General features: G+C 52.8%; 21 protein-coding genes and 1 pseudogene. 16 read left to right on the forward strand and 6 right to left on the reverse strand.

Annotated features, from left to right (window positions below):
- Positions 1 to 22 precede the first annotated feature (22 nt).
- From AAH450_RS02760 to AAH450_RS02770, 3 genes are all read right to left on the reverse strand, one after another.
- Positions 23 to 1,483 carry an AMP nucleosidase gene (locus AAH450_RS02760; RefSeq protein WP_342908804.1) on the reverse strand — a complete coding sequence of 487 codons (1,461 nt, stop codon included), beginning with the start codon at positions 1,481 to 1,483 and terminating at the stop codon, positions 23 to 25.
- A gap of 280 nt (positions 1,484 to 1,763) precedes the next feature.
- Entirely contained in the window at positions 1,764 to 2,078 is a 315-nt protein-coding gene (locus AAH450_RS02765; protein ID WP_342908805.1) for a CcdB family protein, read from the reverse strand.
- 2 nt (positions 2,079 to 2,080) lie between these two features.
- Entirely contained in the window at positions 2,081 to 2,317 is a 237-nt protein-coding gene (locus tag AAH450_RS02770) for a type II toxin-antitoxin system CcdA family antitoxin (RefSeq protein ID WP_342908806.1), read from the reverse strand.
- Positions 2,318 to 2,736: 419 nt separating this feature from the next.
- Here AAH450_RS02770 and AAH450_RS02775 point away from each other — a divergent pair, with 419 nt between their 5' ends.
- Genes AAH450_RS02775 through AAH450_RS02785 form a run of 3 tightly spaced genes read left to right on the forward strand, consistent with a single transcriptional unit; the run spans position 2,737 to position 6,535 of the window.
- Entirely contained in the window at positions 2,737 to 4,089 is a 1,353-nt protein-coding gene (locus AAH450_RS02775; protein ID WP_342908807.1) for an MFS transporter, read from the forward strand.
- A complete protein-coding gene (locus tag AAH450_RS02780) occupies positions 4,067 to 5,410 on the forward strand; it encodes an enolase C-terminal domain-like protein (protein ID WP_342908808.1) in 1,344 nt (447 codons plus the stop codon). Before AAH450_RS02775 ends, AAH450_RS02780 begins: the two co-directional genes overlap by 23 nt.
- A gap of 9 nt (positions 5,411 to 5,419) precedes the next feature.
- The gene (locus tag AAH450_RS02785; protein ID WP_342908809.1) at positions 5,420 to 6,535 is read left to right on the forward strand and encodes a lactonase family protein; all 1,116 of its coding nucleotides are present in this window, start codon (positions 5,420 to 5,422) and stop codon (positions 6,533 to 6,535) included.
- Between the two features lie 414 nt (positions 6,536 to 6,949).
- Here the strand turns inward: AAH450_RS02785 and AAH450_RS02790 are convergent, their stop codons facing one another.
- Positions 6,950 to 7,903 (reverse strand): LacI family DNA-binding transcriptional regulator, encoded by a 954-nt coding sequence (locus AAH450_RS02790; protein WP_342908810.1) that lies wholly within the window; start codon positions 7,901 to 7,903, stop codon positions 6,950 to 6,952.
- A 293-nt stretch (positions 7,904 to 8,196) separates the two neighbouring features.
- Between AAH450_RS02790 and AAH450_RS02795 the strand changes: the two genes are divergently transcribed.
- From AAH450_RS02795 to AAH450_RS02825, 7 genes are all read left to right on the forward strand, one after another.
- On the forward strand, positions 8,197 to 8,511 hold the full coding sequence (locus tag AAH450_RS02795) for a PTS sugar transporter subunit IIB (protein ID WP_342909557.1): 315 nt from the start codon (positions 8,197 to 8,199) through the stop codon (positions 8,509 to 8,511).
- Between the two features lie 12 nt (positions 8,512 to 8,523).
- A complete protein-coding gene (locus tag AAH450_RS02800) occupies positions 8,524 to 9,852 on the forward strand; it encodes a PTS sugar transporter subunit IIC (RefSeq protein ID WP_342908811.1) in 1,329 nt (442 codons plus the stop codon).
- 20 nt (positions 9,853 to 9,872) lie between these two features.
- On the forward strand, positions 9,873 to 11,276 hold the full coding sequence (locus AAH450_RS02805; RefSeq protein ID WP_342908812.1) for a glycoside hydrolase family 1 protein: 1,404 nt from the start codon (positions 9,873 to 9,875) through the stop codon (positions 11,274 to 11,276).
- Positions 11,269 to 11,571, forward strand: a complete 303-nt coding sequence (locus AAH450_RS02810) for a PTS lactose/cellobiose transporter subunit IIA (RefSeq protein ID WP_318791262.1) — start codon at positions 11,269 to 11,271, stop codon at positions 11,569 to 11,571. The genes AAH450_RS02805 and AAH450_RS02810 overlap by 8 nt, the downstream gene beginning before the upstream one ends.
- 161 nt (positions 11,572 to 11,732) lie before the next feature.
- Entirely contained in the window at positions 11,733 to 13,115 is a 1,383-nt protein-coding gene (locus AAH450_RS02815; RefSeq protein ID WP_342908813.1) for a carbohydrate porin, read from the forward strand.
- 482 nt (positions 13,116 to 13,597) lie between these two features.
- The gene (locus AAH450_RS02820; protein ID WP_342908814.1) at positions 13,598 to 14,113 is read left to right on the forward strand and encodes an O-acetyl-ADP-ribose deacetylase; all 516 of its coding nucleotides are present in this window, start codon (positions 13,598 to 13,600) and stop codon (positions 14,111 to 14,113) included.
- Positions 14,114 to 14,755: 642 nt separating this feature from the next.
- The gene (locus AAH450_RS02825) at positions 14,756 to 15,295 is read left to right on the forward strand and encodes a DUF2058 domain-containing protein (protein WP_306213128.1); all 540 of its coding nucleotides are present in this window, start codon (positions 14,756 to 14,758) and stop codon (positions 15,293 to 15,295) included.
- Positions 15,296 to 15,420: 125 nt separating this feature from the next.
- On the opposite strand, the gene AAH450_RS02830 is transcribed toward AAH450_RS02825, so the two are convergent.
- Positions 15,421 to 16,119 carry an RluA family pseudouridine synthase gene (locus AAH450_RS02830; protein WP_342908815.1) on the reverse strand — a complete coding sequence of 233 codons (699 nt, stop codon included), beginning with the start codon at positions 16,117 to 16,119 and terminating at the stop codon, positions 15,421 to 15,423.
- Positions 16,120 to 16,286: 167 nt separating this feature from the next.
- On the opposite strand from AAH450_RS02830, the gene AAH450_RS02835 reads away from it, so the two are divergent.
- Entirely contained in the window at positions 16,287 to 16,532 is a 246-nt protein-coding gene (locus AAH450_RS02835) for a DUF2543 family protein (RefSeq protein ID WP_342909558.1), read from the forward strand.
- Positions 16,533 to 16,669: 137 nt separating this feature from the next.
- Complete coding sequence (locus tag AAH450_RS02840; protein WP_342908816.1) at positions 16,670 to 17,152, forward strand: cold-shock protein; 483 nt, start codon at positions 16,670 to 16,672, stop codon at positions 17,150 to 17,152.
- A gap of 3 nt (positions 17,153 to 17,155) precedes the next feature.
- On the opposite strand, the pseudogene AAH450_RS02845 reads toward AAH450_RS02840, so the two are convergent.
- Positions 17,156 to 17,902 (reverse strand): annotated as a pseudogene (locus AAH450_RS02845) (NADPH-dependent F420 reductase); the annotation flags it as partial.
- Between the two features lie 107 nt (positions 17,903 to 18,009).
- Between AAH450_RS02845 and AAH450_RS02850 the strand changes: the two are divergent.
- The 4 genes from AAH450_RS02850 (at position 18,010) to AAH450_RS02865 (ending at position 23,449) form a co-directional block, all read left to right on the forward strand.
- Entirely contained in the window at positions 18,010 to 18,390 is a 381-nt protein-coding gene (locus AAH450_RS02850; protein WP_342908818.1) for a winged helix-turn-helix transcriptional regulator, read from the forward strand.
- A 163-nt stretch (positions 18,391 to 18,553) separates the two neighbouring features.
- Entirely contained in the window at positions 18,554 to 19,168 is a 615-nt protein-coding gene (locus tag AAH450_RS02855; protein ID WP_342908819.1) for a TetR/AcrR family transcriptional regulator, read from the forward strand.
- Between the two features lie 88 nt (positions 19,169 to 19,256).
- Complete coding sequence (locus AAH450_RS02860) at positions 19,257 to 20,357, forward strand: efflux RND transporter periplasmic adaptor subunit (RefSeq protein ID WP_342908820.1); 1,101 nt, start codon at positions 19,257 to 19,259, stop codon at positions 20,355 to 20,357.
- Positions 20,354 to 23,449, forward strand: a complete 3,096-nt coding sequence (locus AAH450_RS02865; RefSeq protein WP_342908821.1) for an efflux RND transporter permease subunit — start codon at positions 20,354 to 20,356, stop codon at positions 23,447 to 23,449. The genes AAH450_RS02860 and AAH450_RS02865 overlap by 4 nt, the downstream gene beginning before the upstream one ends.
- The last annotated feature ends 2 nt before the right edge of the window (positions 23,450 to 23,451 follow it).

Here is a 23,451-nt window from a genome sequence, read left to right on the forward strand (position 1 = left end):
CACTGGCAGGCTGGCTTTAGCCCTAGCGGAACGGCGGCTCGTTAAAGGTTCGCAGTTTGCGGGAATGCAGTTTATCCCCTTCGGCGCGCAGCAGATCTATAGCACGAATGCCGATTTGCAGATGCTCAGAGATCGCCCCTTCATAGAAACGGTTGGCCTGGCCAGGTAGCTTGATCTCGCCATGCAATGGCTTATCAGAGACGCAGAGTAACGTTCCGTAAGGCACGCGGAAGCGATAACCCTGCGCGGCAATCGTGGCGCTCTCCATATCTACGGCTACCGCACGGCTGAGGTTGAAACGCAGCGCGGAGGCGGAATAGCGCAGTTCCCAGTTACGGTCATCGGTAGTCACCACCGTACCGGTACGAAGTCGCTGTTTAACCTCATCGCCAGGCATACCGCTGACCTGCTTGGTGGCGTCATAAAGCGCCCGCTGTACTTCCGCGATGCTGGGAACCGGGATATCGGGCGGAAGCACATCGTCCAGCACGTGGTCGTCGCGCAGATAGGCGTGAGCCAGCACGTAATCGCCAATGGTCTGGCTCTCGCGCAGCCCGCCGCAGTGACCAATCATCAGCCAGGTATGAGGGCGCAACACCGCCAGATGGTCGCAGATGGTTTTAGCGTTGGATGGCCCCACACCAATGTTAATCAGCGTGATCCCCTGGCCCTCTTTAGCGATCAGATGCCAGGCGGGCATCTGGTGATTTTTCCACGCCAGTCCAGAGATGACCTGCAAAGGATCGGGCGTTTCCGCCGTGACAAAAATGCTGCCTGCGCAGGATAACGCCTCATAAGGCGAGTCAGGGTCTGCTATCTGTTCACAGCCCCAGCGGACAAACTCATCCACATAACGGGTGTAGTTGGTGAACAACACGTAGGACTGAAAATGTTCAACGGGCGTGCCGGTGTAATGACGGAGCCTGGCCAGCGAAAAATCGGTGCGCAGCGCATCGAAGTGAGAGAGCGGGAACGCTTCGCCCGGCTGATAGAGACCATCGGCGTTTTCATCGCCAATCTGTGCCAGCTCAGTGGTGGGGAAGTGCTTGGCCAGCCCGGCGCTCATGGTGCGGTCCAGCCCCAGGTTGGAGCCATCAATCACATAAGGGAAGGGGATCTCCTGGCTGGAGGGTCTCACTTCCAGCGTCACCGGATATTCGCCGGCCAGCATCTCAAGCTGTTCAGAAAGGTAATGCCTGGCCAGGGCCGGGCGGGTGATGGTGGTGGCGTAGCTGCCCGGACGGGTAAAGCGGCCAAAGGCTCTGGTGAGGCGGTGGCCTGCATCGTCACCTTCCCAGCTCACGCGCAGTTCAGGGTAAACGAACAGGCCGCTGGCGCGCGCGGCTTCGTCCGGTAACTTACCGCTGCTGATATAGGTGGTAATCGCTTCGCGAAGCGCGGTAACGGCCTCTTCATAGAGGGCGTCCAGCTTGTCCAGCGCCCCGGCTACGGACAACCCTTTCGGGGCAGAAGGCTGAGTCATGGTATCTCCCTGGTCTCGGTTTCTCATTATCTTCACAGCATCCTGGCATATTTTTACCGTGAACGCCTGCCGGAAAACAGGTAATTACCTGACCCTGCTGGGAAAAATCTCACGCCTGCTCGCCTTATATACGGAGTTGAGCTTCAACCATTCAACGTTATGTGTTGAATGAGCTGATGCCTTCTCTGTGTAGCAGAAGCATATCCATAAGAAACAGTGACTGTTTGGCGAACCAAATTTTGGGGCTGACCGAAACGAAAATAGCAGCCTTAAAGGGGGATTAAATACCGTCGAGAAGAAAATCAATCGCGGCTTTGATCTGGGTACGATAATGGGAAGCATCGCAGAATACTGCCCCCAGAGAACGAGCGGGAATGCTTGCCATCTCATGCGTCATAACTGCATATTCTTTATCGTCGGTCAGTCTGATAAGCGGAACCAACCGTTCGGGGCGTGTGCTGCCTGGGTACTTTTCAACAGGCAGCAGGGGAACAACAATCCTGCGGTTTAACTGGCCGATAATATCGCTGGTTACATCAAGCAGCAGGGGATAGAGGGCGCTTTTCCCGGTGTTACCGTATACAGTGAACTGCATGCTTAAAATGTCCTGTACTCGTCGCTGAAACAACCGAATTCATCGTGAAAGCGGTTAAGCGCTTCCAGCGCTTCGCTATTTTCCTCCTGCCACTTTTTCGCTTCGTACTGGCGTAGTTCAGCGTCAAGGGCTGCGGTCAGGGTGGCGCTAAGATTAATTCCAGCTTCACGCGCACGGCTGAGTAAGGTTCGTTCTACGGTCATGGTAACGCTTTGTGTTGCTCGTTGTGTTGCGGTCATAAATACCTCGCGTCAGATGCCGTGTAATCAACACGGCTAATTGGACGTAGCATAACACTAACAAGGCAAAGGAGCGAAAAAATCGGGGGGGCCGGCACAGAACTCTGTTAAGTATGTTAACGGGCCGGAACAAACGAGCAAGTTGTTAATGTCATGGATTAATCAGCGGGATATCACTCTTATGTTTATCCTGGCCGGTAAACTTCCGCAAAATGCCTGTATCAGGCGAAATTAATCATACGTCGCCAGTGAGCCAGCGCACAAACCAGCACTAAAATCCTCCACGGAAATTAACATAACCCTATGAATTTTAACAAGCATAGGGCATTTGCCTGAGCGTTATCGGGCAATACCACATATCCGCCTGCCATTTCAGCTGCGTATACCTATAGCGGTGCTTTTGACCCTACAGGTGACGCATGACACAACAACGCTATGAATTATCACCCGATCACGAGGCGCATATCGCTTCCGCCATCGGCAAGTTTTTCCGCCGGATCATTCCGATGCTGGCATTGATGCTTATCGTTAACCAGATTGACCGTGCCAATATTGGTTTCGTGAAAGCCCAACTGCAAACCGATGCGGGTATCAGTGCCGCCGCTTTCGGCTTAGGCGCAGGGCTGTTCTTTATCGGCTATGCGCTGTTTGAAGTGCCGAGCAATATGATGTTGAAGAAGCTCGGTGCACGTGTGTGGCTCACGCGCATTATGATCACCTGGGGCATGGTGGTGGTGCTGACCGGTTTCGTTAGCACGCCGCTGCATTTCTATCTGCTGCGTTTCCTGCTCGGTGTAGCGGAGGCTGGCTTCTTCCCTGGCGTGCTGTTCTATTTTCGTCAATGGGTGCCGAATGCCTGGCGAGGACGTGCTACCGCCATGGTGTTAAGTGCAACAGCCAGCGCCTTTCTCTTCTCCGGCCCGCTTACCGGCGCAATCCTGATGATGCATGATGTTGGCGGCATCGCCGGCTGGAAATGGGTGATGTTTATGGAGGGCGGCGGATCGATAGCGATCGGTTTGCTGGGAGCACTTGTGTTGGTCTCTAAACCAGAAGGGGCGAAATGGCTCAGCGATGCAGAGAAACAGGCGCTGGCGCAGCAGCTGGCTCTGGAAGATGCTGCACGTGAAGAGCATGCGGTAACGCATGGTCGCTGGGGATTGCTCGCCGATCGCAGCCTTTTGTCTTACTGCCTGATCTTCTTCACCATGACCATGACCGGCTACACCCTGGTGTTCTGGTTACCGCAAATTATTCAGCGTATTCAGGGCTTCAACAGTTTTGAAACCGGACTGCTGACAGCCATTCCGTGGCTGTTCGCTATCCTGGCTCTGTTTATGCTGGGCAAAGCCACCGATCGCTATCGCGATAAGCTGAGTAAAGGGCTTGGCGTCGCCATGCTGATCGCCGCTTGCGGTACTTTTATGGCCACCTTTGGCTCGCCGTGGTTTGGCTTTGTGGCGATGATTGTGGCCTGTATTGGCTCCAAGGTAAGCGCCGCGTTCTTCTGGCCGATGCCGCAAAGCGAGTTGCCCGCCTCGATCGCTGCGCCTGGCATTGCGATGATCAACTCAGTTGGCAACCTTGGCGGATTCTTTGCGCCCACGGTGTTCGGCTATCTCGAAATGCACACCGGCAGCACCACCGGCGGACTCTACGCGCTGACCAGCGTCTCAGTAGTGACCGGGTTGTGGCTGCTGCTGCGTAGTAAACCTGTTCCCCCCGCATTCGGTCACAAGGAGAGAAACCATGTCAGACAGTCCAGTCATTAAATCCATGCGCATCGTACCGGTTGCCGGCTACGACAGCATGCTGCTGAACATTGGCGGCGCCCATAACTGCTTCTTTACGCGCATTATCGTGATCCTGACCGATTCTGCCGGCCATACCGGCGTTGGCGAAACGCCGTGTCATGCCTCAACCTTGCAGTTGCTGGAGCAGTTTCGCCCGCTGATTGAGGGCAGTTCGCTGCTGCGCCTTAACGCTACGCTGAGCCAGCTCTTCAGCAGCGAGGCGCGTCAGCAGCAAACCTCACATACCAATGACATTCATATTCCGCAGATGAACCCGGAGAAGTTTTATAACGCTGCCGCCGCCATCGAAGCCGCGTTGCTGGATCTGCAAGGCAAACTGTTCAACCTGCCGGTGGCGGATCTGCTTGCCAGCGGTAAACAGCGCGATCGTATTCCGGTGCTGGGTTATCTGTTCTACATCGCCGACCGCAAGCTCACCAATATGAACTATCGCTCGGGCGATAATGAGCAAGATGGCTGGTTCCGTCTGCGTCATGAAGCGGCGATGGACAAAGCAGCCGTGGTGCGGCTGGCCGAAGCGGCGGTAGAGCAGTACGGCTTTCGTGACTTCAAACTGAAAGGCGGCGTACAGGCTGGCGAAGTGGAAGTTGAAACGGTTGAAGCGCTGCTGGCTCGTTTTCCTGAGGCGCGCGTTACCGTTGATCCCAACGCCAGCTGGTCGCTGGAGGAAGCCATTCGGTTTGGTAAACAGCTGGCGGGTAAGGTGCCCTATCTTGAAGATCCCTGCGGCGCAGAGCAGGGTTATTCCGGTCGGGAAACCCTGGCCGAATTCCGTCGCGCCACGGGCGTGCCGGTTGCCACCAACATGATCGCTAACGACTGGCGACAGCTGCATCATGCGCTGCAACTGAATGCTATCGACATTCCGCTTGCCGATCCGCACTTCTGGACGATGCGTAACGCCAACGTGGTGGCGCAGTTGTGCAATGAATGGGGGCTGACTACCGGTTGCCACTCCAACAATCATTTTGATATCTCGCTGGCAATGGTGGCGCACCTTGGTGCAGCGGCGCCGGGCGATCGTCAGACCGCTTTTGATACCCACTGGATTTGGCAGGATGGCCAGCAACTGACGCGCCAACCGCCGCAGATCCGCGATGGCTATCTGGAATTACCGCCGGGTCCGGGTCTGGGCATTGAGCTGGATATGGAACGCGTCGAACAGGCACATGCGCTCTACAACGCGCTGCCGGATAAAAATCGTAACGATGCGCTGGGAATGCAGTTTTTGATTGATAACTGGCACTATGACGCCAAACGTCCCTCATTAGTACGCTAAGGAAGCAGCATGAAGAAAATATTACTTACGGTGACGCTGCTAGCGTCGGTTGCAGCCAGCGCGCCATTGCTGGCGCAGACTTTTGTTTACGTGTCAGAAGCCAGTGATGGCACTATCGCGCGATATACGCTTAACGAGAAAACGGGCGCGCTGAACCTGTTGGGACGCACGCAAACCGCTGGAAAAGTGATGCCGATGGCGCTGAGCGCCGATCATAAACATCTTTATGCGGCGATTCGCAGTAAACCGCTGCAACTGGTGAGCTGGAGCATCGACAGCAAAACTGGCGATCTGAGCCAGTCGAATTCCGTGGCCGCTGCGGCCAGTTATCCCTATATCAGCACGGATAAACAGGGGCGTTTTCTGCTTGGCGCCTCTTATGATGGCGACGTGGTGCACGTCTATCGGCTCGCCAGCGATGGCAAAGTGAATGCCTCGCCGGTCGGGAGCTTTAAGACCGGACATGCGGCACATTCGGTAATTGTTGATGACAGCGGAACAAATGCCTATGTCGGCAATCTCGGTACCGATCGTGTGTTGCAGCTGAAACTGAGCGCCGGGGGGGAGTTGACGGCGCTCGGTAAGGGGTATGTCAGCACTGCCGCAGAGAATGGACCGCGCCATTCGGTGCTGTCACCGGATAATCGCTATCTCTACAACATTGGCGAGATGGGCGGCATCATCACGCAGTTCCGTCGTGAAGCGAGCGGCGAACTGGTAAAAGTGGCGGAGATCCCCAATGCCGTGGCTGAAAAATACAAACTGGAACATGGAAAAGAGCGTCCAGCGGACTACAGCGACACCACGCCGCGTATCTGGGCAGCCGATATTCGCATGACGCCGGATGGGCGTTTTCTTTATGTCAGCGAGCGGACCAGCAGCACCGTTACCGGTTATCGGGTTAACAAGGAGGACGGCAAACTCACGCTGATTGACAGCTGGCAGGTTGAAAAACAGCCGCGCGGCATAGCGATTTCCGCTGACAGTCGCTGGCTGATTGCCAGCGGTGAGAAGAGTGCGGTTACCGGCAGCTATGAAATTAATGCTAAAACCGGGGCGCTTAAGCGGGTGGGCGAAGCACCTGCCGGAGGTGATGCGAATTGGGTCACCGTGGTGACCTATTAAGTTCACCCTGTAAGAAGCCACCCGAAAGGCCGCTATTCATGGCGGCCTTTTAACTGCTCTGCGCGGATGTTGCAAGGTCGTATCGGGAAGGGCATCAATAGCAAGGGTAAACAAAACCTTGCCAGAATTAACGGACTGACCAGGAATATCCCGCTGAATCCTGCGGCTGCGGTTACTGTTATTCGTGGGGAAGGGGATGTTGAAAGGCTTTAAACGTTACTTCTTATACACTTCCTTGTGGCGATTTCATCTCTTATTGATCGCTCCAATCCCTGAGGCTGATTTAAATACCTGACTACGCTTTGACACAGGATTGATCCGGGCTTGCTGGGCGGCTTATGTGATTGCATATAAAAATTATGCTCTCTTAACCTCAAAAACGCGCCCAGCCACTTCCGGCTAACCGGAAGCCAGTTAACGCTTACGCATATCCGGAATGATCAGATCGCCGCGCAACACGGATGATCCCAGCATATTTTGGGTTTTTGTCGTCAGCCAGTTAACAATCCTGGAAGCCATGGCATCCATTGAGTATTCAATAGCGGGAATGGTAGGGATACCGGGCAACTGGAGGGAGCCTGCCAGGCTGAATACCATGATGTCGGCGGGGACGGATTTATTAAATGCCTGCAACTGGGCAATCACGTTCTGCGCTTCTTGTTCATTAGCCACCAGAAGGGCGTTGAAATTACGGGTACTGGCATTGTTCAGCAGCATCTGAATGGCTACAGAAGAAGATACCGAATCCATAATAACCAGATTGCGGTTGAAGGGCAGAAAATTCGTTTCCAGCGCAAGTTTATAGCCAAAGAGTACCGGCTCGGCGGCGCCGCCTGCTTCAGGATAGATCAACGCGATTTGGCGTTTGCCCTGGTTAATCAAATAATTACAGGCCGTCTCAGCGGCAAAGGAGTGATCAAACTGAATGCTGTTTGGCCCTTCAGCTTCCACGCAATCCACCAAAACCACATTCTCATCTGCAATGTTCAGAGGAAAGCGGGCGCCAATAATCAGCACGTCATCGCACAGACCGCAGCTGAGTTCATCCAGCGCATTCATAATCTCTGACTGGCTATTCGCAAAGCGCAACAGCAGATGTTTTTGATGCTGGCTTAACTGCTTCTCCAGCGCGTAAAGATAGGCGGTGGTCTGGTTGATATTTTCCTGGGCGCAGATAACGCCGATGCAGTTAGTGGTCTGACTGAACAGGGATTGTGCGATCACATTAGGTCGATATTTCAGTTCATCGGCCGCTTTCAGTACGGCAAGACGACTGGCTTCCTTAACGCCGCGCGAACCACTCAACACCCGTGAAACTGTGGCTTTTGACACCCCAGCCAAACGTGATACATCGTTGATAGTAGACATCTTTCTCCCGTGGACCCTGCGTATTACTTTTCAATATGAATGCAAACGTTAGCGCATTTATTCACCGCATAAAGTATAGCCATTTCCCTTTCGCATGGAAACTCATTTTCCATTTGGATATTTCAGCTATCCAATTTGCCCGAAATTATGTGACGCAAATCGGATAAAGAACCCCCTTAAACCCCAGATATTGATAAGTATCACAGTTCTTATCTTCATTGATGGAAACCGGTTTCCATATGATATCCAATCATCGCCACACTAAAGCGTGAAACCCTGAGGATGGAATGGCGATGTACAAAATAATGTTGTGTTGCTCGGCAGGGATGTCCACCAGCCTGCTGGTGCGAAAAATGGCAGAAGTTGCTACAGAAAGAGGCTTAGAGGTTGAAATTAATGCCTTTGGCATCGCGGAATTTGATGAACAGTTCCCGCGTTATCAGGTGGTGCTCCTTGGGCCACAGGTAAAATACATGCTGAAAACATTGTCAGAAAAAGCGGCCACCCAGGGCATTCCCGTTCAGCCTATCGAGATGATGGACTACGGCATGCAACGCGGTGACAAGGTTTTAGACTACGCTCTGTCGCTCATTGAAGCGGCTAACTAAAAAGGTGCGCTTATGAGTTCGTTATATCAATCCATGATTGCGGTCATTGAGCAATCCATCACGCCGTTAGCGGGTCGTCTTGGGCAACAGAAGTACGTCATTGCGATCCGTGACGGCTTTACCGCCGCGCTGCCCTTTATGATTATCGGCTCTTTCATGCTGGTATTTATTTTCCCGCCTTTCTCTGAAACCACCACCAATGGCTTTGCCCGAGCCTGGCTGGATTTCTCTACCACCTATCGCGATCAACTGATGCTGCCGTTTAATCTGAGCATGGGCGTGATGACATTTTTTATCTCGGTTGGTATTGGCGCGAGTCTGGGGCGGCAATTTTCGCTCGATCCTGTGATGTCAGGTTTGCTGGCATTTATGGCCTTCCTGCTGGTTGCCGCGCCCTACAGTGATGGCACCATTTCCACGGAATATCTCTCCGGGCAGGGGATTTTTACCGCGCTGATCACCTCCATCTATACGACGCGCATCTACGCCTGGCTCAAGCAAAACAACATCACCATTCGTTTACCCAAAGAGGTGCCAACCGGTGTTGCCCGTTCGTTTGAGATCCTGATCCCTGTCGTGGTGATTATTGGTACGCTGCATCCGCTTAACTTATTTATTGAAGCCAAAACCGGCATGATTATTCCGCAGGCCATTATGCATCTGCTGGCGCCGCTGGTTTCTGCCTCCGATTCTCTGCCCGCGATCCTGCTCTCTGTGCTGCTGTGTCAAATATTCTGGTTCGCCGGTATTCACGGCGCGCTGATTGTCACCGGCATCATGAATCCTTTCTGGATGGCTAACTTATCCGCCAACCAGGCGGCTCTGGCGGCGGGCAGCGCACTACCGCACATCTATCTGCAAGGCTTCTGGGATCACTTTCTGCTTATTGGCGGTGTGGGATCTACACTGCCGCTGGCTTTCCTGTTACTGCGCAGCCGCGCCGTCCATCTGCGCACCATCGGCAAAATGGGCGTGGTACCGAGCTTCTTTAACATCAATGAACCGATCCTGTTCGGCGCACCGATTATCATGAACCCGATCCTGTTTATCCCGTTCGTCTGTGTCCCGATGATCAACGCCGTACTGGCTTACACGGCGACCAAAATGGGCTGGCTGGCACAAGTAGTGTCGCTCACGCCATGGACAACGCCAGCCCCGATTGGCGCGTCGTGGGCAGCAAACTGGGCGATCAGTCCGGTGGTGATGTGTCTGATTTGCATGGTGCTCTCAGCCCTGATGTACCTGCCTTTCCTGCGTGCTTACGAACGTTCACTGTTGAAAACAGAAGAGCAGAAAGCGCAAAGCAGTAGCCCCCTTGCTGAAACGATTGGCACCAACTAATCACTCTGGAGAGTAAAGCGATGAAATATACATTTCCCGAGAATTTCTGGTGGGGCAGTGCCAGTTCTGCCTTGCAGACCGAAGGCGACAGCCTGGCGGGAGGCAAAAGTGCCACCATCTGGGATGTCTGGTATCAGCAGCAGCCCTGGCGCTTTCATCAAAACATCGGTCCGGCCAGGACCTCAACCTTTGTTCAACACTGGCAACAAGACATTTCGTTGCTCAAAAAGCTTAACCACAACAGCTTTCGTACCTCGCTGAGCTGGTCCCGCCTGATCCCGGACGGCACGGGTGAGGTGAACCCTGAAGCGGTCACCTTCTACAACAACGTGATTGATGAACTGCTGGCGCAGGGCATAAAACCTTTTATCACGCTCTTTCACTTTGATATGCCGATGGTGATGCAGGAAAAAGGCGGATGGGAAAACCGGGAAGTCGTTGCTGCATTCAGTCGTTATGCACAAATCTGTTTTGAGCTTTTCGGCGATCGGGTAGGGCATTGGTTCACCTTTAATGAGCCGATTGTACCGGTTGAAGGTGGCTATCTTTATGATTTCCACTATCCCAACGTCGTCAACTTTAAACGAGCGGCAACCGTGGCTTATCACACCGTTCTGGCCCATGCGTCGGCGGTAAAGGCCTATCGGGCTGGGCACTACAACGGCGAGATTGGCATCGTTCTGAACCTTACGCCCTCATATCCACGTTCGCAGCATCCGGCAGATATCACCGCCGCCCATCATGCTGACCTGTTGTTCAACCGCAGCTTCCTTGACCCGGTATTGCGCGGCGAATATCCCGCCGATCTGGTGGGGCTGCTCCGTCAGTACGATCAGCTTCCTGCTTCGCTTCCGGGCGATAGTGAACTGATAGCAGAAGGGAAAATCGATCTGCTGGGTGTGAACTACTACCAACCACGCCGGGTAAAATGTCGTGACAGTGCGGTAAACCCCGCCTCACCCTTTATGCCCGAGTGGTTTTTTGAAAACTATGAAATGCCGGGCCGGAAAATGAACCCCTATCGTGGCTGGGAAATTTACGAACCTGGTATCTATGACATTCTGACGAATTTACGGGTTAATTACGGTAATCCTCGCTGTTTTATCTCTGAGAATGGTATGGGCGTTGAAAATGAGCAGCGATTTGTGCAGGAGGGGAGAATAGACGACTACTATCGTATCGAATTTATTGCTGAGCATCTTAAATGGCTGCACAAAGGAATAAGCGAAGGCGCCAACTGTCTTGGCTACCATATGTGGACATTTATCGATAACTGGTCATGGTGCAACGGCTATAAAAACCGCTACGGATTTGTGCAGCTCGATTTAGTCAGCCAGCAGCGCACCGTGAAAAAAAGCGGCGAATGGTTTGCCGCAACGTCAGCTAATAATGGCTTTAGTGAGCAGGAGTTAAATAATGATTGATTTAGAAGAGGCAGTGATGGAAATCATTGTGAACTCAGGACAGTCAAGAAGCCTGTGCTTTGAAGCGTTGCAGGCAGCACGCCAGGGCAGCATCGGGGAGGCGCAAAAGCTGTTAAAAGAGTCAGATACCTTTGCGCTTCGGGCACATAAAATGCAAACCAAATTAATTGAGCAGGATGCTGGCGAAGCGAAGCAGCCGATGACGTTAATTATGGTGCATGCACAGGATCATTTAATGACGTCACTGCTAGCGCGTGAGTTATCTGCTGAGATTATTCATCTCTATCAGCGATAGCTTATTATTCATTAGCCGGAGTAATAAACTTAACCCTGTATAAACTAACCCTGACCTCTGTGAATAAAAAATAAAACAGCTCTCACGGGCGCGGCACGCTTTTGTGCCGCGTCCGGCGAGAACGCTATTGTCTGAAAATAATTAACTATATTGAGACAACAATGAAAAAAGATAAAATGCTTCCAGCCTCGCTGCTGGTTGTAGCTTCGCTGTGCTCTGCATCCGTGGCCGCACAAGAATTTACTCAGGAACAAATTGACGCCATTGTGGCAAAAGCCGTCGATAAAGCGCTGACGGAGCGGCAGGCCAAAATGGATGCGGCAGTGAACAAGCAGGCTGATGTCATCACTGAACCACAAAGTACGGCGCAATCCCCCGATTTGGCGATCCCTTTTGGTGTGAAGTTTACCGGCTACGCTCGTTACGGCGCGCAATACCAGAGTGGCGATCAGAAATATGTCGCAGTGGATGGCTCTTATAATGGCGCTTCGGCTATCGGTCGCCTGGGTAATGAAGGCAATGGCGGCGAATTTCAGCTTTCCAAAGCCTTCCGTGGCGATAACGGCGCGATTTGGGACGTTAACGTGATGATCGATCACTGGGGCGATGAGGTTAACCTCAAAAAAGCCTATGCAGGCGTAACCAATATACTCGCCTCTAATCCTGACGCCTATCTCTGGGCAGGCCGCGATTTTCACCAACGGCCCCAGCAGGGCATTAATGACTATTTCTGGATGAATCATGATGGCCAGGGTGCTGGTATCAAAGACTTTGACCTGGGCGGGGTGAAATTTGATGTTGCTGGCGTCGCTGCCGTTGAATCCTGTAGCCCGGAAGTCATGGATGATGAAGCAAACCCTTCACGCATTACCTGTACCGGCGGCTCAGGAACCGGCGATAAGGGGAATTATGCGTTGACCTCAAAAATTCATGGTATGAAGGTTGGCCCGCTGGATCTGGAGATTTACGCGAACTATGGATTTGACTCAAAAGCGGTTGAGAGCGAAGAGCGGCTGAAAGCCTGGCAGGGCGCGTTTGTATTGAGCCACACCGGTGATAAAGGCGTTAACAAAGTCATCGCCCGCTACTCCGACAATTCTGATAACAGCGTCTATAACAAAACCGATGACTTAAAAACCATTTATGCCAGCTTTGAAGGTAACTATAAATTCACGCAACAGGCGCAGGTGGAGTATCTTCTCGCCTTCCATGACTACACCAACGATGCAGATGAGAGCGATAACCGCAAAAACTATGGCGCCATTGTGCGTCCTATGTACTGGTGGAATGAAGTTCATTCAACCTGGCTGGAAGCGGGTTATCAGCATGTAGATTATGATATGGGCGGCGATAACCATGGCTGGAAGCTGACGTTATCGCAAAATATTTCCATTGCTATGGGGCCAGAGTTCCGGCCAATGCTGCGGTTCTACGTTACCGGCGGTGAAGTGGATAACAAACGCACGGCGCGCGTAAATGGCAGCGATGACGATACGCAACTCGACTCGTTCAACGTTGGCGCGATGTGGGAAGCCTGGTTCTGATCAAGTGATCAACAGACGGGCAGCATCTGAGATGTCGCTGCCTGCCGTAACGGGCCTGGGTAAAACCGTCCCTGTAAAAAAGTCCTTTTTACCCTGACGTACCCACCTGGCATGAAAAAGCGAGCTATGCGGATTTATCTTCATTCGTATAATCCGCATCGGTTTTCAGTTGTCGTAGTCAGGCTCATCAGATCTGATATGCAACCGGACGATTGCGGTCAGCTGTCAGCTCCTGACACTCTTCACTCAGTGACCGGTACATCTGAAATAATGATGTCATTACCATCACAGCTGCCGCCGAAGGTAATTTTATTTGTCTGCCCAGCCTCAGAAGTCACAGGTGATATAAACTCAACTAGCAGTTTTACCTTACAGTGAATGCATTGTTAGCTGTTTCAAGTGAAGAAATGTTGCCTGATACGGTTTAGCAGCCTGTATAACGAGTAACCTGTCTGGCAAAAGTATAAAAAGAGTGGAACAACATGAATAAAATAACCTTAATACAAGGCGATATCACAAAAGTAGCTGCGCAGGCTATTGTGAATGCTGCTAACTCCTCGTTACTGGGAGGAGGCGGAGTAGATGGTGCAATACATCATGCTGGTGGGCCAACGATTCTGGCTGAGTGTCAGGTAATCAGAGATCGCCAGGGAGGCTGCAAGGTAGGTAATGCTGTTATCACCAGCGCCGGTAATTTACCTGCTGATTATGTCATCCATACCGTTGGGCCACGCTGGCATGGCGGGAGGCAACACGAAGATGAGCTTTTGAAAAATGCCTACCTGAGTTGCTTTAAACTTATTGATCAATATGATATCGAAACGGTTTCTTTCCCCAATATCAGTACCGGGATTTATGGTTTTCCCAAAGAAAGGGCCGCTAAAATTGCACTGGAGGTGATTACGCAGTGCGTGCGTGAAAATACCAAAATACAAAAGGTTAATTTGGTCTGTTTTGATGAAGAGAACTACAACCTGTACTTCACTCTAATGGCTTAAAACTCCTTACTGTCACTCGCTCCTCTTCCAGTCGCAAGTTTTTGAAAGCGCAGGCAGGTAATTTCCTGCCTCGGGCAGCATTTATACGGAAGTTATAATTTAAAGGTAAGTTAAAACCCTCCTCTTGTAAGGTTGCAAATCCGCGCTTTTCTGCTGTGGCCAGAGCGGCATTTCTGCGTGATCAACATACTGAAAAAGCTGTTCGCTTAGGGGCACTCTCTTTTCAATACGGAAAGAGATGATATTTAAAAGGGTGCCGGGGAGTGAACAGCGATGTTAGCAGGTAATCACGGCCACTCCTGCAAGGGAGGCGTCAGTACCGCCGACAAATCCTTCAAAGCCCTGCCAGCGCCAGGAAAGGGTAATCCCTTACTCATCGGTAAAAAATGCTCACCGGGGCGTGCTTAAAACCATTATGCAAGAAAGGGTTAAATTAACAGCAGAGAGGCCACTGAACCTGCACTCACTACGGCAGACCGGTGAGGGGTGTGACAGGGCATTATCAGCTGAAAATTCTGACTCGCTAAGCCGCTCCCCCTCGGCTAAAACCAGGCCCTGCCACGAGCAAGCCCTGTAATCTGGCACAGCCTCCGTAATTACAGGTATAATCCCACCCATGATCTAACGGGTTCAGGAACCAGAATGACAAAACTTACTTTACAAGAGCAGATGCTAAAAGCGGGATTAGTCTCCAGCAAAAAAATGGAAAAAGTGCAAAGAACCGCTAAAAAATCACGGGTGCAGGCGCGTGAGGCAAGGGCGGCAGTAGAAGAGAATAAAAAAGCGCAGCTGGAGCGTGATAAACAGCTCAGTGAACAGCATAAGCAGGCGGCTTTATCCAAAGAGCATAAAGCTCAGGTAAAACAGCTTATCGAGATGAACAAGATCGACATTGCCAGAGGCGACATTGGTTTTAACTTCACCGATGGTAATTTAATCAAAAAAATCAGCGTTGATAAGGCGACTCAAGCCCAGCTGATTAACGGGCGTCTCGCCATTGCCCGCCTGAGCGTTGATGAGAATGGCGAAAGCAAATACGCCATTATCCCCGCAAGCGTAGCCGATAAAATTGCCCAGCGGGATGCGAACAGTATTGTCTTAAACAGCGCACTCAGTCAGGAAGAGCAGGATGAAGAAGATCCTTATGCTGATTTTAAAGTGCCTGACGATTTGATGTGGTAATTAACGGCTTGCAGAGGCTGATGCAGGAAAAGCCTTTCAGGACTTTCCATCAAAATTTTATGTTCAGCCAGTTGATGATTAAACGCAGGTCTTTATCGGGTGGCCACGCCGGCAGAGAGGAGCTTTCAGAACGGGCTGGCACTGCGCGCTTTGATTAGCTCTCCGTTAATGGGATGCACAAAATTCAGCTCGCTGGCGTGAAGCATCAGCCGCGGCGTCATTTCTGTGCCAGGCAGAAGACGACCGCCATACAGGTCGCAGCCCAAAATAGGGTGGCCCAACTGCTGGCAGTGAATGCGCAGTTGATGGGTTCGCCCCGTCTCCGGGGTCAGCTCTACCCGCGTCACCGGCAGTAAGCGCCTCTCTCCCAGCTCATGATAAAAGCGCTCAACAACCCGATAGTGGGAGCGGGCTGGCTTGCCGTGGGTTGCACAAATCGACATAAGTGGAAACAGTGCCGGATCTTTGGCAATGGCTGCCTCTATCGTCCCCTCATTGTTGTGCAGATGTCCGCAGAGTAGCGCGCTGTAAACTTTGGTCACTGTGCGCTGGCTGAACTGCTGGCAGAGGGCAGCATTGACCGCCTTATTGCGGGCAATCACCATCAACCCGGAAGTGCCGAAATCAAGACGGTGGACCAGAGTGCAGCCGGGGAAAAGCTTTACCAGCCGGTAATGCACCGAATCAAGATTTTGTGGGTTTTTCCCCGAAAGGCTCAGCAACCCGGCGGGTTTATTGATCAGCACCAGGTGCTCATCCTGAAAAAGATTTTCGATCTTTTCATGGCACGGCGGGGCGATAAAGGTATCAATAATTTTCGACATCAGGCTACCAGCGGGAAAGGGGGAGCGGATGATAGCGAATTTTAAGCGGGCTGGCGAATCCGCTCTTGCCCTGGAGGGAGGCCTGAAAAAAGGAAATAATGATGATATTATTTGGCGCTGGCAATGCAGGCCGCAACTGATACAGATCTTAACTCCGGGAATGAATGATGAACGAAGAAGTGCCAATTAAATTTTATGACATCGTGGATGAGTATTCGACAGAATGTGCAAAGCCAGTGGATGAGTCAGAACGTGGCCCTCTGGCGCGCTATTTCCAGCTGCTGTTCACTCGTTTAGAGAACAACGAAGAGATCAGTGAGGATGCGCAACAAGAGATGGCCAGTGAAGCGGGTATCGCCGGGCAACGTATCGACGAGATAGCGGCGTTTTTGAATCAGTGGGGCAATGAGTAACACCTGATGAGGCAAGTGTGAAAAAGGCGGAGGGGGTCTTTTTCTCTCACTTAAACCAAAGGCGTAGTCTGCGCGGGCAATGTGCTTTACACTGCGCGCTGAAAAAATTGAGCAGATAAACGATTAAGCAGGCGGTAATGGCGATGAACGGAACAATCACAACCTGGTTTGAAGATAAAGGTTTTGGATTTATCAAAGATGAAAACGGGGATAACCGTTATTTTCATGTGATTAAGGTCGCCAACCCCGAGCTGATCAAGAAAAATGCGGCAGTGACTTTCGAACCCACCACGAATAACAAGGGTTTATCAGCGTATGCTGTGAAGGTCGCCCCGGAAAGCAAATATATCTATATTGCAGGTGAGCGTATTAAGCTCACCTCGATCAAGTCTTACCTGGTTTACAGTGAAGAAGTTCCTGCCGAGACGCGCATTGATAAAGAGAATGCGGTGCTCTCTGTGGGGATTCTGATGAACAGCATCAAGCCAAAATCCGCCACTGAGGCTGGTGAAATGCGCTCGCTGAAAAAACTCGCTATCACTACCTTCCAGGGAACAACCTTAATCTTCTCGGAAGAGGAGATAGACGTTGATGCCACGGTGAAGCTGCTTAAAATCTGATAATTACAACGGATTAAGCGAACGGTTCATCGCTACAACAGCTTCATGAGTGGGATTGGCACCCAGTTTACCAAACAGCTCCGGCAGGCGATCGCGTTTCGCTGCCGCTTCGCCCCTGACGGCGGCAGCGAGGCCTCTTTTCATCTCCTGTGCATTGTAATCGCAGCAGTAGGCTGGCGTTGAAGGCTGTTGCCGCCATGACTCTTCCAGAGAGCCAGCATCGACAGGATCGAAACCGGTATCTTCCACCAGACTCATCACCACCTGTTTGTGCTTAACGTCATCGCCCGCTACGGCCACGGCTAAGCGTGATGGCGACCCTTTTGGCTTGCCGGACTCTGCAAGTGTCCAGGCGAGAATATTGTTAAAGGCCTTAATCACTGGCCGGGAAAGTTGCTTCGACACCCAGATACTTTCAATCATCCCCTGATCAATTTCAGCAATACGCGGATCCCGTAAGCCCGGATAGTAGTTACTGGTATCAATTAGCGGGACCGTTTCGGGAACGCCATCAAAAAGATCTTTGGGTAGCGATGCCAGGGCCGGTAATGGAATCGTTAAAACGATCGCTTCGGCCCCTTTAACTGCGCCATAGATGTCGGCTGCCGTTGCCCCGATTTCATCAGCAAAACTCTGAACGCCCTGAATGCCACGGGAGTTTGCCACGCGCACCTGATGGCCAGCCGCGATAAATTTGCGGGCTAGAGTGCTGCCGATATTGCCTGTGCCAATAATGCCTATTTCCATGTTTTTGCCCCTTGTTGAAAATGTAAGGTGATAGTACTGGTCATGCTAGTCCGTACAGATTAATATGGCAAGAACAGACAAATAAGTAAGTAACACCCTAAAAGGTAAGTATGAAACAAGAACGAATCTGGAATTGTGAAGATCCCAGCCAGCGAATGGTATGGGCGGAAACCACTACCGAGGCGCTTCAGGTGCTGGAGGGCAAGTGGAAAATCATCATCATCTGCCAGTTATTTGCGGCAAAAGGCCCGATACGCTTTTCTGAGCTGGAGCGGCTGGTGACCGGCGTGAACCAGAAAATGCTTATTCAGCAGCTGCGGCAGCTGGAAAGTGATGGCATTGTTGCCCGTACCGTTTATCCGCAGGTACCCCCAAGAGTTGAATATAGTCTGAGCGATATCGGTATTGCGTTGGGGCCAGCCATGGAAGCGTTGATCGACTGGGCTGAAGAGAAGCGCCGTATCATGGCTACAAAGTCTGAGGCGGAATAAGCCCTGAGAACAGGTTGCCTTACCATGAGTTCACAACCGGATTCTGATTAGCTGTTCAGGAACAGACAGGGCGCACTGAAAGTCCTTGAGTGAGTCCGGAGTTGTGACTAAATTATATTTTAGTTACTCGTTTAATCAGGGTACTTTGAGCTAAGCTGGAAAAATGACTAAACACACTACTGTTAATCCCTCCCGTGGGCCATCGGACCACAACATCCGCGACAGGGTCGTGGAAGCCGCAACAGAGCATTTCGGCCATTTTGGCTATGAGAAAACCACCGTCTCTGACCTGGCTAAAGCAATCGGTTTTTCAAAGGCCTATATCTATAAATTTTTCGATTCCAAGCAGGCAATTGGCGAGGTGATCTGCACCAACCGGCTGGCGATGATCATGAGGATTGTTGATTCAGCCCTCGCTGATGCGCCTGGTGCCTCGGAAAAAATGAGGCGTTTACTAAAGGCGCTTATTGAAGCCGGGAGCGATCTCTTTTTTCACGATCGCAAGCTCTATGACATTGCCGCGGTTGCAGCACGTGATAAGTGGCCCTCGGCAGAAAAGCATGAAGAGCGTCTGCGTCAGCTCATTGAGCAAATAATTCTTGAAGGGCGCAGCACGGGCGAATTTGAGCGTAAAACGCCGCTGGATGAGGCTACACATGCGATATATCTGGTTATGCGGCCTTATATCAGTCCGGTTCAGCTGCAATACAATCTGGAGACGGCCTCAACAGCCGCTGCGCTGTTATCCTCACTGATCCTGAGAAGTCTCTCACCCTGAATGTGCTGTGCAGAGATAGTGACTATTGACATTATTGGTCACTAGTTTGAGAATGCGGCTACCGTCCTGCTAATCTTTAAGGGAACCCATGCTCAGGCTCACCCCTGTCACCTTTGCTGTTTGCCTGTTGCCGCTTGCCCTTGCAGCCTGCGGCGATCCTTCTGTCACTGACGATCCTCGTAATCAGCCTCCTGTGGTCAGGGCTGCCACCGTGGTAAATGCGGAGGGTGCCTCGCGCGCATTTACCGGCGTTGTTGTCGCCCGCATTCAAAGCGACCTGGGTTTCAGAGTGCAGGGAAAAATCCAGGAACGTCTGGTGGATACCGGTCAGGCCGTTAAAAAGGGGCAACCTTTGATACGTCTGGATCCCGCCGATCTCCACCTTCAGGCGCAGGCTCAGCAACAGGCGGTTGCTGCTGCGCGAGCGCGCGCCAGGCAAACCGCTGCTGATGAAGCTCGTTATCGCGGTCTGGTCACTTCAGGTGCCGTTTCTGCATCGGCCTATGATGGAATAAAGGTGGCCGCAGAGACCGCCCGAGCCGATCTCAGCGCTGCGCTGGCACAGGCAAATGTGGCGCAAAACGCAACGGGCTATGCTGTACTGCTGGCCGATGCCGACGGCATGGTAATGGATACGCTGGCAGAGCCAGGTCAGGTTGTTACCGCTGGGCAGCCGGTGGTCAGACTGGCCAGAGCAGGGCAGCGCGAGGCCATCGTGCAGTTGCCTGAGACACTGCGTCCTGCCGTGGGAAGCGACGCGCAGGCAACGCTCTACGGTAGCGGTAAACAGTTTGTTCCTGCAAAACTGCGCCTTCTCTCCGATGCCGCCGATCCGGTTACGCGCACCTTTGAAGCCAGATATACGCTTGAGGGTGCGCTGGCAGGCGCGCCGCTTGGAGCCACCGTGACGCTGTATATTGCAGAGGATAAAACCAGCCGCCAGGTACTCCAGGTGCCTGTAGCTGCCCTTTATGATCCGGGTAAAGGGCCGGGTGTCTGGGAGATTTCAGGCAAGCCCGCCAAAGTTTCATGGCGGCCCGTTCAGGTGCTGGCATTAAGTGACGATGCGGCAAGTGTCACCGGAAGTCTCAGGCCGGGAGAAGAGATAGTTGCTCTGGGCGCGCATCTGCTGCATGAGGGGGAAGCGGTTCGCATCGCTGAACAGGGCAACGGCAGGATGCAGCCATGAGCAGCGGACGTTTCAATCTTTCAGCGCTGGCTGTTCGCGAGCGATCTGTCACTCTGTTCCTTATCATCCTGATTACTGTCGCCGGTATTCTCTCGTTCTTCGGGCTGGGTCGCGCTGAAGATCCTCCCTTTACCGTCAAACAGATGACGATAATTTCTGCCTGGCCGGGCGCTACGGCGCAGGAGATGCAGGATCAGGTAGCCGAACCGCTTGAAAAGCGTATGCAGGAATTAAAGTGGTATGACCGCAGCGAGACTTACACCCGCCCCGGTCTGGCTTTTACCCTGCTTTCGCTACAGGACAGTACGCCGCCTTCACAGGTGCAGGAAGAGTTCTATCAGGCACGCAAGAAGATGGGCGATGAGGCTAAAAACCTGCCGTCCGGTGTTATCGGCCCGATGATTAATGATGAATTCTCCGACGTCACCTTTGCGCTCTTTGCGCTCAAGGCGAAAGGGGAGCCACAGCGTCTGCTGGTCCGCGATGCGGAATCGATGCGTCAGCAGCTTCTCCACGTGCCCGGCGTGAAAAAGGTCAACATTATTGGTGAGCAGAGTGAGCGCATCTTTGTCTCGTTCTCCCATGACAGGCTGGCTACGCTGGGTATTGCTCCCCAGGATATCTTCTCTGCCCTCAACGATCAGAACGTACTGACCCCCGCCGGTTCGATTGACACCGCCGGGCCGCAGGTCTTTATCCGCCTGGAGGGTGCCTTCGATAAACTGGAGAAGATCCGCGAAACGCCGATTGTGGTTCAGGGCCGGACGCTGCAACTTTCGGATGTGGCAACCGTTGAACGAGGCTACGAAGATCCGGCGACATTCAGGGTACGTAACCAGGGTGAGCCAGCGCTGTTGCTGGGCATCGTGATGCGGGAAGGCTGGAACGGACTCGACCTTGGCAAGGCGCTGGATGCGGAAACGGCCAGAATCAATAAGGGCATGCCGCTCGGTATGTCACTGACCAAAGTTACCGATCAGTCCGTCAATATCAGCTCAGCCGTTGACGAATTTATGATCAAGTTCTTTGTCGCCCTGCTGGTAGTGATGGTGGTCTGCTTCGTCAGTATGGGCTGGCGGGTAGGCGTGGTGGTCGCCGCTGCCGTACCGCTGACGCTGGCTGTCGTCTTTGTGGTGATGGAGGCCTCGGGCAAAAACTTCGACCGTATAACCCTGGGTTCTTTGATTCTGGCGTTGGGTTTGCTGGTGGATGACGCCATTATCGCCATCGAAATGATGGTGGTGAAGATGGAGGAGGGATACGATCGCATCAAAGCCTCCGCCTATGCCTGGAGCCACACGGCCGCGCCAATGCTTGCGGGCACGCTGGTGACAGCCGTCGGCTTTATGCCCAACGGGTTTGCCCACTCTACGGCGGGTGAGTATACCAGCAACATGTTCTGGATTGTGGGTATCGCCCTGATAGCCTCCTGGATAGTGGCGGTGGTGTTTACGCCTTATCTGGGGGTGAAAATGCTGCCGCAAATCAAAACGGTGGAGGGCGGCCATGCAGCCATTTATAACACCCGCCATTACAACCGTTTTCGCCGGATACTGACCCGCGTCATTGCGAGGAAGTGGCTGGTGGCTGGCACCGTTATTGCCATCTTTACCGTCGCGCTTCTCGGTATGGGGCTGGTGAAAAAACAATTTTTCCCTACCTCTGACAGACCGGAGGTACTGGTAGAAGTGCAGCTGCCGTATGGCACCTCCATTGAGCAGACCAGCGCCACCACCACGAAAATTGAAGCCTGGCTGGAGAAGCAGAAAGAGGCAAAAATCGTTACCTCCTATATCGGGCAGGGTTCACCGCGTTTTTATCTCGCTATGGCACCGGAACTGCCCGATCCCTCCTTTGCGAAAATTGTTGTGCTGACGGAGAGTCAGCAAGATCGTGAGGCGCTCAAATTCCGGCTGCGAGAAGCGGCGGCTAACGGTCTGGCACCTGAGGCACGCGTGCGTGTGACGCAGCTGGTATTTGGCCCTTATTCTCCTTATCCGGTGGCGTATCGCGTTATGGGGCCGGATCCAGCCACACTGCGTATGATTGCAGACAAAGTCGAAGCGGTAATGCAGAACAGCCCGATGATGAGGAGCGTTAACACCGACTGGGGCCAGCGGGTGCCGACGCTGCATTTCACCCTCAACCAGAGTCGCTTACAGGCGGTGGGCCTGACCTCGGCTGCGGTTGCTCAGCAGCTTCAGTTTCTGCTTTCTGGCGTTCCGGTTACCTCGGTACGTGAGGATATCCGCTCAGTGCAGGTTATGGCACGCGCAGCCGGAGATATCCGGCTCGACCCGGCAAAAATAGCGGGCTTCACCTTAGTGGGATCTTCAGGTCAACGCATTCCGCTCTCACAGATAGGGGAAGTTGAAGTGCGCATGGAAGAGCCTGTGCTGCGTCGGCGCGATCGTACCCCGACCATTACGGTGCGGGGAGACATTGCTGAGCAGCTGCAACCGCCGGATGTCTCCACAGCGCTGCTGAAAGCGTTACAGCCTGTTATCGATAAGCTGCCGGCTGGATACCGCATTGAGCAGGCAGGTTCGATCGAGGAGTCAGGAAAAGCCACTAAAGCGATGTTACCACTGTTCCCTGTGATGATCGCCCTGACGCTGTTGATTATCATCCTACAGGTGCGGTCAATGTCCGCGATGGTGATGGTCTTCCTTACCGCGCCACTGGGATTAATTGGGGTCGTGCCCACGCTGCTGCTCTTCAACCAGCCGTTTGGCATTAATGCGCTGGTTGGGCTGATCGCGCTGTCGGGCATCCTGATGCGCAATACCCTGATCCTGACAGGGCAGATCCATCACAACGAGCAGGAGGGCCTTACGCCATTTGATGCCGTGGTAGAGGCCACGGTTCAGCGCGCCAGGCCGGTACTGCTGACGGCGATGGCCGCCATTCTGGCGTTTATCCCGCTGACGCACTCGGTGTTCTGGGGAACGCTGGCCTATACCCTGATTGGCGGTACGTTTGGCGGCACCCTCATCACCCTGGTATTTCTGCCGGCAATGTATGCCATCTGGTTCAGAATCCGTCCTGATGAACAGAAGCCTGCTGAAGAGAAGGCCCCTGCGCCACTGTGAAA

The sequence above is a fragment of the Erwinia magellanica genome (assembly GCF_039023495.1).
GTDB lineage: Bacteria > Pseudomonadota > Gammaproteobacteria > Enterobacterales > Enterobacteriaceae > Erwinia.